General features: G+C 39.6%; 9 protein-coding genes. 8 read left to right on the forward strand and 1 reads right to left on the reverse strand.

Translation table 11 applies throughout. The features are described from left to right. Positions 1–66 precede the first annotated feature (66 nt). Genes ACO067_RS17690 through ACO067_RS17700 form a run of 3 tightly spaced genes read left to right on the forward strand, consistent with a single transcriptional unit; the run spans position 67 to position 7,356 of the window. Positions 67–3,231, forward strand: coding sequence for a hypothetical protein (locus ACO067_RS17690; protein ID WP_421876467.1), 3,165 nt, complete (start codon positions 67–69; stop codon positions 3,229–3,231). 47 nt (positions 3,232–3,278) lie between these two features. Next, positions 3,279–6,839, forward strand: coding sequence for a DUF6443 domain-containing protein (locus ACO067_RS17695; RefSeq protein ID WP_421876469.1), 3,561 nt, complete (start codon positions 3,279–3,281; stop codon positions 6,837–6,839). A 1-nt stretch (position 6,840) separates the two neighbouring features. Further along, positions 6,841–7,356, forward strand: coding sequence for a hypothetical protein (locus ACO067_RS17700; protein WP_421876471.1), 516 nt, complete (start codon positions 6,841–6,843; stop codon positions 7,354–7,356). Here the strand turns inward: ACO067_RS17700 and ACO067_RS17705 are convergent. Beyond that, positions 7,353–7,700 carry a helix-turn-helix domain-containing protein gene (locus ACO067_RS17705; RefSeq protein WP_421876473.1) on the reverse strand — a complete coding sequence of 116 codons (348 nt, stop codon included), beginning with the start codon at positions 7,698–7,700 and terminating at the stop codon, positions 7,353–7,355. The genes ACO067_RS17700 and ACO067_RS17705 overlap by 4 nt on opposite strands. Positions 7,701–7,749: 49 nt before the next feature. Between ACO067_RS17705 and ACO067_RS17710 the strand changes: the two genes are divergently transcribed. From ACO067_RS17710 to ACO067_RS17730, 5 genes are all read left to right on the forward strand, one after another. Beyond that, positions 7,750–7,884 (forward strand): hypothetical protein, encoded by a 135-nt coding sequence (locus ACO067_RS17710; protein WP_421876475.1) that lies wholly within the window; start codon positions 7,750–7,752, stop codon positions 7,882–7,884. Between the two features lie 233 nt (positions 7,885–8,117). Further along, positions 8,118–8,972: a hypothetical protein gene (locus tag ACO067_RS17715; protein ID WP_421876477.1), complete on the forward strand. Its 855-nt coding sequence runs from the start codon at positions 8,118–8,120 to the stop codon at positions 8,970–8,972. A 139-nt stretch (positions 8,973–9,111) separates the two neighbouring features. Then, positions 9,112–10,254: a hypothetical protein gene (locus ACO067_RS17720; RefSeq protein WP_421876480.1), complete on the forward strand. Its 1,143-nt coding sequence runs from the start codon at positions 9,112–9,114 to the stop codon at positions 10,252–10,254. A 315-nt stretch (positions 10,255–10,569) separates the two neighbouring features. Next, complete coding sequence (locus ACO067_RS17725; protein WP_421876483.1) at positions 10,570–11,571, forward strand: hypothetical protein; 1,002 nt, start codon at positions 10,570–10,572, stop codon at positions 11,569–11,571. Between the two features lie 77 nt (positions 11,572–11,648). After that, a complete protein-coding gene (locus tag ACO067_RS17730) occupies positions 11,649–12,563 on the forward strand; it encodes a hypothetical protein (protein ID WP_421876485.1) in 915 nt (304 codons plus the stop codon). The last annotated feature ends 52 nt before the right edge of the window (positions 12,564–12,615 follow it).

A 12,615-nucleotide genomic window follows, 5' to 3' on the forward strand; every position in this document is an offset into this window, starting at 1 on the left:
ACTAAATCATTTAGATTTACTATCGCCTTGTTGATATTAATGTCAAGATTTTTAACCTCACCTTTAATGAGAAAACTATTGTTAATATTCTTCACCTTGGGTCTGTTCACAGCGCATTCTCAAGGTCAGGAATCAGCCATTACACCACCAGCTCCTGAAGCTGCAATTTTCAATAAATTTATTGATAATCCAGTAAGTTATAGTACGGGGATTCCACAAATCAATGTACCGATTTATACTATAGAACTAAAGGATCTATCAATCCCAATTGCCTTATCATATCATGCAGGGGGTATTAAAGTTGATGATATAGCAACTAATGTAGGTTTAGGTTGGAAGTTGGAAGCAGGAGGCATTCTAAGTGCAACTGTACTTGGAGAGTTAGATGGTCTTAATCAAGCTTTACCACTACCAAGTAATCCCTACAGTTTCGATGCAAATATTTATTCTCCTAATTCTTCATCCGATTATCAATTCGCATCTAAAGTTGTTGATCAACAGATTGATTCAAAGAGAGATATTTATTCGTTTAGTTTTCTAGGGCGTTCTGGTAAATTCTATTATGATGCTAATGGAACACCAAGAACAATACCCCTTTCAAAACTAAAAATAGAAGGACCAGGTCGATTGCCTAATAAAATAACTGATGAGTTTGGTAATCAATATATTTTTGGTCAGAATACCTCCCAAACGTCAGAAGACGAGTGTTTGCGAAGTGCTCCCAGAAATTTTGTGTCTTTTGATCAGATGAGATACTTAACTCAAGTCATAACTGCAAGAGGAGAAATAGTCAACTTTTCTTATGTCTCTGATGGTGATTATGAGTATTACGCAGGTGTCAACCAGGTTGATTTCACTAAAAAACTATATCCAATATCAGGCTGTGGACCGCTGAAGCCATTAGATAACACTTGTAAGAAGTTGATCTCAGTAAGCAATACACGACTGTCATCGATTTTAGTTGATGGAGGTATCAGTGTCATATTCGGTTACAGCGATGTGGAAAGAGAAGATTTGCCTGGTGCTTATCGTCTCAAGGAAATATTAATTAATGATATAAACGGGAGTCTTGATAAGAAGTACGTACTGAATAATAATGATTACTTTAATGATGATGCCACCGGGGATCCAGTTGATTTTAAAAGACTGAAATTGAACAGTTTGGTTATTCAAGATGGGAGTTCGAATGAAGTAAGTAGATACTCGTTTTCATACAATGAAGGACTTCCAGAGAGACTCTCCACCTCACAAGATTATTGGGGTTTTGCTAATGGCAAAAACAACGGTCAAAACTATATTCCGTCCACACAAATTGCTGATTACGTAGGAGCTAACCGTACACCAGATATTAATCACACCGTAGCAGGCATTTTAACATCTATGCAATTACCTACTCGAGGAACTGTAACATATGATTATGAGGCAAATGAATATTTATATCACAAGACTGAAGAGATAAAGGTTGAAAATGAAGTTGTAAATGAAGTGGTTTCTCCTGGTAATATTTTGTTTGATACAGATGCATTTAGTGTAGCTCCAGGAGTTGAGTATCTTGAAGCGGAATTTTATATTGATGGGGCCAGAAGTTTGATAGAATTGATCAGACCTGATGGCTCCAAGATTAACTTTTTACCAAGTAGCTCGTCTCCTTTTGTAGAAGAAAATCCTCAGGCGGGAATGTATGATGTCAGAATACTGAATTCATTTTCCTCCGTAAATGCAACCTTGATAGTAAACACTATTGACTATCAATCTCAACTAGTCAGTGAACCACGAGCTGCGGCAGGTTTACGAATCCAGCATATTAATATCGATCCAGGAGATGGAACAGGTAGTATTCATCGTTATTTTGAATATTCTGAAGCATCCTTCCCTGGTCAACCGCTTTTTTATTCAGAGCATTCAGAATATGAAATGACTCAGGAGGATCTTTGTTATTATTGGAAGTTAACATCAGGAAATATCAATCAAAACGCGCTTATCAGATACAATGAAGTGACTGAACTACATGGAGATGTGAATGGAACAGGCGGTAAGGTAGTCTATAACTTTCTTCCGTCCCTTTGGTCTAATGTAGGTTTGAATTATCCAGGAGGACAAGTAACTGATTACTCCTGGTTGGGTGAACGATTAGAGTCCAAGGAGACTTATAAATATGATGGCAGTGGTAGCTTTGTTCTTGTTCAGGAGGAAACCAATTCCTACCAAATCAATCATGATACTGATCAATTTTGGGAGTTTGAACTAACTGGAGATTTTAGTGATTTAAAGGAACATAATCAATTGGGTCTGAATATTAGACAAATTGAACCTTCGTATTTTAAAGGAACCCTTTTTCATGCTGCCGTCTTTGAGTGGGAATGGTACAAGCTTGTATCTGCCTGGTATTATTTAGACTCCAAAACAGTCAAGAAATATGATGATACCGGACTTTACTTTAGCTCAACTACCAATTATTCATATGACAATCCTGATCATATTCAGTTAAGTAGAGAATCTATTCAGAAAGTTAATAGCCCAATTACTCAAGTCACTCATTATTTGTATCCTGAAGATTATGATTATGACGGGACGAACGATTTTGTAGAAGACCTAGCTGATAATCACATTCATGCCAAACCTATTGAAGTCATCAATTACTCCAAGGACAATGGTGGTAATGTAACAATTAATAATTCTACTGTTACCTACTATGACGAGTACGGACTGGTATCAAGTGTGTATGATCTCAACAATGAGTATGACATACCAATGAGTAGCAATCAGTTCAAGTTTACCAACCGGGATAATTACTCCGTTCCTCCTGCTGGGTCCGCTGCTGATTTCCCTACCTCTCTTAATGGGTATGGAACACCGCGAGTTGAGTACTTGTATAGTACGGATAACAATGTGATAGAGGTAAAAAAGGGTGATAAGTATACTTCCTATCTCTGGGGGTATAATGGCAAAAGAGTTATCGCTGAACTGAATAACTGTGTATACTCTGAGCTTCCATCGCTAGGTGCCTGGGGCCAGCAGCTCTCTTCAGCACAGAGAAACTTATTGAGAAGCTCCTTGCCAGATTCTCAAATAACTTTTTACGATTATGATAGCATGTTGAGGTTGACAGGAATAGTTGATATCAATGATCAACTGACTGAATATATCTATGATGATTTTGGTCGATTGCATAAGATCAAGGATCATGAAGGATATGTTCTGAAACAGTTTGAATACAATTATAAAAACTAAACGCGGCCTAACTGATGATACTAAGAACTACACTATTCATAATTACCATGTCAGTAACTCTCAGTATACTGGCACAGACTTCTGATAGGAACTTTATTACCACACATACAGCACGAATTAAAGTGCCAGCGAATGACCTGGCTGCTGTTAACAATCAGGACCAAGTGAACAGAAGCACGCAGTATTTTGATGGTCTTGGACGCCCTACACAATCTATTATCAACAAAGGAGCCCCTGATGACAAGGATGTCATTACACAAGTGACCTATGATGCGTTGGGTAGACAGACAAAAGTATACCTGCCATATACTAACGGAACCACAGGTAACTATAGATCCAGTTGGTTCAGCGAAATAGATGATTTTTATGATGGCACCTGGAGCAATGATGTAGTTGATGAGCCAACTTATTATTACAACGAAACTGTATACGAATCATCTCCTTTAAACCGACCTGTGAAGGCTTATGGGCCTGGAAATGTCTGGCGGTCAGCCGATAAGTTTATTCAGTACGGCTACACACCATATGATGCTTCCAATCCTGAACATGCACTTGTGCGATTTGGTGTGTCAAGAAATGCTGCACAGACGATTTCGCAACATGGGGCTTACACCGACGGAGATTTATGGGTAAAGGAAGTAACCGACGAGAATGGTAACAGCAGTCTGACGTTCACGGATAACCTGGGACAAATGATAGCCAAAAAGTCAGAGATTGGATCTTCCTACGCTACTACCTATTACCTGTATGATGATTTGGGTCAATTGACCTTTGTAATCCAGCCTGAAGGTGTAGCTGAGATTGGAGGAGGGTACAGCAGCCTGTTGAACACCTCCGAGTTTCGAAAAAAGTGGATGTTTCGTTACAAATACGATGGCAGAGGACGTATGACCGAGAAACAAGTGCCAGGAACTGAGCCCGTTTTTATGATCTATGATAGCCGTGATCGCCTGGTGCTGACTCAAGATGGCAATCAACGAGTAGAAGCTATTAGCAGTGGCAATGTGACCTTGCAGGGTTACAATGGCAAGTCGTACAAAGTAACAGGTAGTGGTTCGCTCACCTTAGAGGCGGGAGTTCATATACTACCTAGCACTACCACTCCCTTTGAAGCTTCTGCAACCGCTGCCAACCGCTATACCTTTACCAAATACGATGACCTGGATCGGCCAGTGATGACAGGGATCTGTAGTATTACAGACAACATCTCCACTATACGGGCAAATGCTGATGCTTATGGCGGTGGTGAAACCAGAAACTCAGGGAGTCATGGATATACGACAAGCAATACTTACCCAAATGCGAATAGTAGTACCATTACCTTTGATCAGGTTTTGTCAGTGACCTATTACGATGATTATAGCCATCACAACCAATCGTATTTTGATCTTAATAACTGGTCATATGTCGATACAGGAGCCGATTTTGAAGATAATGAGAACGTAGAGGTTAAAGGTTTAGTAACTGGTACCAAAACGAAAGTACTGGGCAGCAATGAGTATTTATTTGCATCTAGTTATTATGATGATCGCTACCGGACCATACAGAGCATCAGTACTAATATTCATGGAGGAACCGATCGCGTAAGTAATTCATACAACTTTACCGGGACCATAAAAAAGAGCATTAGAGAGCACGATGGGGATGAAGATGTAAACGTGACGGAAGGTTTTAACTATGATCATATGGATAGGTTGATTTCATCAACACATAAGGTAAATGGTCAATCCACGGTGACGATGCAGAACAACAGTTACAATGAACTGGGAGAACTCAAAGAAAAGAACATCGGTAATAATGTTCAGAGCATCGATTATAAGTACAATATAAGGGGGTGGCTAACTCATTTAAACAATGGAACAGCTTTTGATGATGCTTCTGATAAATTTGGAATGGAGCTTCAATATCAAAATACGCCAACGGCTCAATACAAACAATACAACGGAAATATTGGAAGAATACTTTGGAAGACTAGCGGAAATAGTAGAGGAAATCAAAACTATAGCTATGCCTATGATAAATTAAACAGATTATTAAAGGCGACGTACGGTAGCCAATATGGAAGTGGAGTATTTGATGTGTATAGCACCGTAGGAGGTAATATTCAGTATGATTTGAATGGTAATATACAGGACTTGGTCAGAACGGCACCCAGTACAGGCACTGAAGATGTACTACACTATGATTACAATGGTAACCAGCTGACTTCAGTTGGAGACAGTGGAACAAGTGCTTTGTTTGATGAGCAAAGCGACGGTAACGCAGCTAATGAGTATTTGTATGATCAAAATGGAAATATGATCAGCGATGCTAACAAAGCCATCACGAGCATATCGTACAATAATCTAAACCTGCCCGAATTTGTAAAAACACCTGTAGGAACTATTCAGTACATCTATGACGCAGCTGGGACTAAGCTTCGCAAGTACTATGACAAGAATAGTGGTGCTGATGAGACAACTGATTATCTGGGAGGCATCCATTACAAGGATGGCGCGTTGGATTTTATTCAGCATGCCGAGGGAAGAGCCAGGAAGAGTGGCAGCAGCTTTGCCTATGAATACAACCTAACCGATCACCTGGGTAATGTACGGGTCACCGTCAATAGCGCTGGAACTGTTGTCCAAAGGGATGACTATTATCCCTTCGGTGGGACTTTTAATTCCTATGTTTCTGGTCAGGAAAATCTCTACAAGTTCAATGGAATGGAGGAACAGAAGTCAACAGGATGGTACGATTTTGGTGCCAGAATGCAAGATCCTTGGTTAGGTAGATGGTTTGCTATTGATCCCATGGCGGAAAAATACCATGATTGGTCACCTTATAATTTCACAATGAATAATCCGATCTTATTCATTGATCCGACAGGAATGGAAGGGGAAAACAGCAATGATTCAACCGAAACAGAAAGCACAACTGAAATAATACCAACACCTTATGAAGATCCAAATGCGGTAGCTGAAAGCTTTAAGCAAGGCTTGCAGCAGGGGGCTACCAACGGGTTGTTTTTGTCGTCTGAGTCAGGTGACTATGTAATTGTTATTGGTGACGATGGAGTTGCTTATTATGTTCATGGAAGTTTAGTTTCAACAGATGCAAATGGCAATACAGTAGTTGATATGTCCAAAGCAGGTTTGGCATATGTTTCTGGCTTGCAAACAGGAGAGATATTTGGAGCATTTTTAGCTATTCCTGTTGGAGAAGGAGCTGGAATAACAGTTTCAGGTGCTCTTAAAGCACTCAATAAAGGATTAGCCAGTGCATATCTGCGAGCTACAGGACAAAGTGGAAACTTTGCATCAGTTGAAGGCTTTTCTTTAGGGACAGGAAACAATGGGTACATATATCATTCTTCGGAGGGTGCAGCGCGAAATGGTAGATGGGTAGCGGGGACTAGATATGGTAGTCCAACTGAAGCGACTGGAAACTTGGCATTAGATTATCCAGGATCAACTAATGGAGCTCAAAATGCTTATTCTACCAACCGTGTGGGACTATATGTAAAAGGAACGGCTGCAGGACAAATAAGATCAGCTGGCGGTGGTACTCAATATATGGGAGTAGGTAAAGTTTTTAAAAATGCTAAAATCATCCAGATTGGTTATTGAGATGAATCAAAAGGATTATAGCGTCAGCTGCCTAAATGGTTTTGTAGAGATAAATACAATATCTGCTGATGGTGAATATTACTATCAAATAACAAAACCCAAAGAGCATATGATGGGAAACTGGTCTTGTAGGATTAGATTTCTAAATCAAAAGAATGTTATCATATATGCCAATGAACGCAGGTTTGCTCATAGCTTGTTTGCAGAGAAATTTGAGGTAGTGAAATGGTCAAAATTTGGTTCTATTGCAATATTCTATGAGTACTTACGAAGTGAAGTTTATGATTTTGTCCTGCTAGATTTTGAAAACTCAATCATCCGGCGTTTACCTGTTGATAAACATGAGAAATCTGTGAAAGATATTATTACAAAGACAGCTTTTTTACGGAATGAGATAGTTGATTACTTCGACTCCAACAAAGCCGGAGAAGAGCCAATGGTTGAAAAAGGGCATTTAGAGAAATCTTTACTTAGTTCTTTTTTTAAAGATCGCTGGCTTCCAAAAATTAAAGGCTAAACGTCTTGAAGGACACTCGAAAGGGTGTCCTTTAGCTTTTTCTTGCCAATGAAGGCTTCCAGGATAGTAAAGATGGTTTTACGTTCCTCATCGGATAGCCCCTCCATCAAGCGTATTTTTTCCATTAGCGTTTTATCGTAAGAGTTTACTTCCTGGATTGTATCAGAGGTGAATAGCTCAGCCAGTTCCACGCCAAGCGCCTGAGCAACCCGTTCCAGTGTGCTGACGGATGGATCAGTCTTGCCGTTTTCAATACGGGAGTACCTTCCACCCTTTAGGGCTGGGGTAGAGAAGGTTTCTGCTTTGTTGTTCTTGTGGGTAACGGTGGATGTTGTTATATTCACTGTGTTAGATCTTGACGATCCTTTAACATTGTACAAAACTTCACTTAATATGAAAAAAGCCTTATATCCTGTTTTGTTTATTTATTTTTCATGGACGAATGCTCAAATATTAACCTCTGAAGTAAAAGTAGAGCCAACTGGAAATATTGAAATATTACTTCAATATCTGGGAATTTGGGCGTAGGAACTGAAGCTCCAACTCAAAAATTAGATGTTGATGGGAATATCAGGTGGGGGTTCACTCCGCATTCCAATTGGGGGCAAGGGTTACTTTCGCAAAATTCAGGATGGGCCTCTGGTAATTACCCAACATTAGGTAGTGACGGCAATAAAAGCTTGATCATGCTCCATAACCCTCACATACCATTTAGGTCAGATAATGTTGTTTCTAATTATATGGGTAAATCTGGAATAAAAATGGCCACAGACGTCAATGTCTCTAATTGGTGGGAAATGGGTTTGGGTGGCGATTTCTTTTACATCTATCGCAATAACTCACAAGAACTGATGAGGATTAAATCTAACGGTAATGTTGGAATTGGTACTTCCAACCCAGTGGAGAGAATGGATGTGTCTGGAAATCTCAAATGGGGAACCAACGGATCAGAGTCATGGGGAGTAGGTCTACTCACTATGGAGTCAGGTTGGTCCTCCAACAGATATCCCACCTTAGGTAGTATAAGTGGCAGCTCTGGAAGTTTAATAATGTTTCATAATCCCCATATTCCGTTCAGATCTGATAATTCAATTAGCGGATATGCTGGAAAAGCGGGTATTCGGATGGCAGCTGATCAAAATGTGTCTTCATGGTGGGACATGGGGTTAGCCGGGGATTTCTTTCATATTTACAGAAATGGGGTAGGGGAGCTGTTCCGAATTTCATCTTCAGGAAATGTTGGTATTGGGACACAAAATCCAAGTTACAGATTAGAAGTAGCTGGTACTGTAAGGGCAAATACCTTTAGTGCTGTTGCACCACCTTGGTCAGACTTTGTGTTTGAGCCGGAATATAAACTGCTAACACTCGAAGAAGTGGAACAGCACATCCAGGAGAAGGGTCATCTTCCGGAAATTCCTAGTGAGGCAGAAGTGACCGAAAACGGCATCAACCTAGGGGAGATGAATGCCAAGTTACTCCAGAAGGTTGAGGAATTGACGCTTTACTTAATTGAGCAGAATAAGCAAATTCAGGCTCAGCAAAAGCAATTACAGTCCCAATCTGCCCTCATCGAACAACTTCAATGGGAGGTTTCAGAGTTGAAGACTAAATAAGGACCTTGATAAGACTAACCTTTATTTGTGTAGACCTTTGCGAGTTCCTTAGTAAACACAACCTTTATTAATTATCTAGATTAGAGCTGTGATCTCTTGGTCAGAACCTATACATGATTTTTCGATTGAAAATGTAATTATGAAAAGAATTCTTTTAATAGTTGTTGCTGTGATGTTGAGCACTTTAATTCATGCCCAGTGGAGTGTAAATGGCAATAATGTTGAAACTGATAAAAATATCAAATTAATTAATACAGGAGGTTATTTTTTCTCAATCACAAATAATAACAATGCCGCTGAGCCTACAAAAATGTTCGTGTCTGGTAATGCTTATACCAGAGGTCTTCAAATTGGAAGGGATGATGGAAATCATCCAATAGTATTAACTGGAAAGGTGGGTATTGGCATATCGACTTCACTGACTTCTAAGTTTAACGTTTTTGGTCAAGATGCTGATTTCTATAGCGGTACTTTGGAAAACCGATTAAGAATGGGGCGAGATGTGAATCAAAATTTTACTTTCCATGTGAGTGATAATCACGGATTTATTGATTACCACCAAGATGAAGATGAAAATGGTGATCATGTACTTTGGATTAGAAATCTTGCCGATGGTACTTCTTCAAATAATGACATTAGATTTCAAACCGATGGCACGGATAGGATTACAATAAAGTCTAACGGAAATGTAGGGATTAATGATGTTACTCCATCATTTATGTTAGATGTCAATGGCACTGGAAGGTTTACTGATAACCTTCAAATAAATAACGCTAAATACATCTACATGGGATCGGTTAATGATAGAATAAAAGCGGAGAGTGGAAATATTGGAATATATCCCAACCAAAACATTTACTTGGGAGCTGTCACAGGGGGACAAGAAATAAGGCATGTCACAGTATTTGAAAATGGTCAAGTAGCTATTGGGTCAAGCTCCACTGGAACCCATAAACTAGCAGTTGAAGGTTCCATTGGCGCTAGAGAAGTCAAAGTAGAAGCCAGCGGCTGGTCAGATTTTGTCTTTGAGGCGGATTATGAACTGCTAACACTAGAAGAACTAGAGCAGCATATCCAGGAGAAGGGTCACCTTCCGGAGATTCCAAATGAGGCTGAGGTAATTGAAAATGGTATCAACCTTGGGGAGATGAATGCCAAGCTACTCCAGAAGATCGAGGAATTGACACTTTATCTCATAGAGCAGAACAAGGAGCTAAAGGAGGCCAAAGCCGAAATTCATGAACTTAGAAGTGAGGTTGCTACATTGAAAAACGAATACTAGTCATTGATGAAATGTACTTAATATGTTTTCTCGGATTATGGAAAAGCTCTAACAAGCACATCTATAAACTTCAGATCCACCAAGTAGCTGATACCTATCTCACATATCCGCGACCAAGCGGCTAGAATGTCTTGTGCTATCTCCCCGGTGTGGAAGAATTTAACCTGCCAGGAGCACTTGGTATGTAATACTTTGAATACACCGGCCAATAAGCTATTTTTATCATAATTAAAAAAGCTCGGACTCCGGCCCGCTTTGCCGGTAGGCAGGTGCACTATTTGGGCATTATGATCCAGTCACAATAAAACTAAATTCATGAAAAGCATATTACTAATAATTTCATTGGGATTGAGCTTATCTACGTATGCTCAAATTGTTGGGAGCTTTTACGGCTCAACTGATGGAACAGAAAGTACGGATATAAAGATCGGCAAGAAAACTTCAGGGAGTACCAATTTCACCATAAGAACATATGATACGGGAGGTTCATCATATCTCAGGTTTCACAGTTTACGATGGGGAGCTGGTTATACTTGGTCTAGAGAACATAGTGATGGTGTTGATCGCAACATTGCCTATCTCTTCGGATCTGGATCGGGTAATTATTTTCAATTATTTAAGGATAGTGATCAGGCAGTAACACTACAGTTGCACTCAAAAGGAGATTCATATTTCAACGGAGGAAATGTTGGGATTGGGACTTCCACTCCTACAAGTCTACTTCATTTGAAAAAAAATGCTGCCAGCAGTATTGGTCCTGTACTATACCTTCAAAACAATCAATATGATAATTCTGATGAGGCTGGTTCACGTATTGCATTTTTTGGTTACACCGAAAACAGAAAAATATCAATTGATGGCATTATGCGAAATTCTGGTAAGCCGCATAGGCTGGAGTTCAACTTTGAAGAAGATGGCGCTATAATAAATGCAATGACTATGAAGCATAATGGCGCCGTTGGGATAAACACCTCAGAAACGGGCTCTCACAAGCTAGCTGTTGAAGGCTCCATAGGTGCCAGAGAAGTGAAAGTAGAAGCCAGTGGTTGGTCTGACTTTGTCTTTGAACCGGATTATGAGCTACTGACGCTAGAGGAAGTAGAGCAGCACATCCAGGAAAAGGGTCACCTTCCGGAAATTCCTAATGCCGCAGAAGTAACGCAAAACGGTATCAACCTTGGGGAGATGAATGCCAAGCTACTACAGAAGATTGAGGAGCTGACACTTTATATGATAGAAATGAATAAGCGAATGAATCAAGTTGAAGCAGAGAACGCTGAACTTAAAAAAGAAGTTTCTATCTTGAAAAACGAGTAAAAGGCAATAATAAAACGCACTATATATGCTTCCTCAGTGCATGGACTAAGTTATTACATAGTCAATAATCACATTAAATGGAAATAGTTAGTATGGAAAGATTCTTTGGCATTTTCTTTTTCTTCTTGACAACATGTTTTAGCATTAAAGCACAGTTTATCCCTGTTGGAAGTAATCTAAAACACTCTGCTAATAGTACTACTCTAACTATAATCCCAGAGGGTAATTCTGAAGGGACTCATATAGCAAGTGGTCAAGGTCTTAATCTCATATTTAACGATAATAATATTGGAACCGACGTTTTCACAATACGAGGACATGGAAACGCTTTTAATTCGTCAACCGAATTTCTAAGGATTAATCACCTTGGGAATATAGGAATTGGAACGCCGAATCCTGAAGCATTACTCCATGTTCAGAGAGATGATCAGGGAGCTATATTTAAATCTCTTAGATATAATGATATTAAACCTATTTTTCAAGTAAGCGAATTTGATCCAAATGGTGGGGTAGTTGGCCAAACATGGGTCGGAAATCATAATAGAGATTTGCATATTGGTGCTGTTTTCGCTTCATCTGGAACGATTGATCAAACAAAGGATCATCTTACAATAACTTCCCTTGGATATGTAGGAATTGGGACTACTTCTCCTCAATCTAAACTGGCGGTTGAGGGGCAAATTCGAGCTAGAGAAGTAAAAGTACTCGTGGACATAGGCACTAGCCCCGACTATGTTTTTGAGCCTGATTATGAACTCCGAACACTACAAGAGACTAAAGAATATATCTCTGAAAACAAACACCTTCCGGAAATCCCATCAGCCAGCGAAATGGAAACCAAAGGAGTGGATTTGGGTGATATGAATATGCGCTTATTAAAGAAGATTGAAGAACTGACTCTGTATCAGATCGAACTGCTGGAAAAACTTGAACAACAGAATGAGCAACTGCAGGAACAACAAAAGCGGATTGACAAGCTTGAAAACAAATAATACGGATAATAGAGACTGAAATCAATATAGGATCAAAGGGCTTAAATATGAT

The organism is Marinoscillum sp. (genome assembly GCF_965229915.1).
GTDB lineage: Bacteria > Bacteroidota > Bacteroidia > Cytophagales > Cyclobacteriaceae > Marinoscillum.

Bases quoted from the DNA above. Each gene is read 5' to 3' on its own strand.
- ACO067_RS17690 (WP_421876467.1), top strand. From the start codon at position 67: ATGAGAAAACTATTGTTAATATTCTTCACCTTGGGTCTGTTCACAGCG.
- ACO067_RS17695 (WP_421876469.1), top strand. From the start codon at position 3,279: ATGTCAGTAACTCTCAGTATACTGGCACAGACTTCTGATAGGAACTTT.
- ACO067_RS17700 (WP_421876471.1), top strand. From the start codon at position 6,841: ATGAATCAAAAGGATTATAGCGTCAGCTGCCTAAATGGTTTTGTAGAG.
- ACO067_RS17710 (WP_421876475.1), top strand. From the start codon at position 7,750: ATGAAAAAAGCCTTATATCCTGTTTTGTTTATTTATTTTTCATGGACG.
- ACO067_RS17715 (WP_421876477.1), top strand. From the start codon at position 8,118: ATGGCCACAGACGTCAATGTCTCTAATTGGTGGGAAATGGGTTTGGGT.
- ACO067_RS17720 (WP_421876480.1), top strand. From the start codon at position 9,112: ATGAAAAGAATTCTTTTAATAGTTGTTGCTGTGATGTTGAGCACTTTA.
- ACO067_RS17725 (WP_421876483.1), top strand. From the start codon at position 10,570: ATGAAAAGCATATTACTAATAATTTCATTGGGATTGAGCTTATCTACG.
- ACO067_RS17730 (WP_421876485.1), top strand. From the start codon at position 11,649: ATGGAAATAGTTAGTATGGAAAGATTCTTTGGCATTTTCTTTTTCTTC.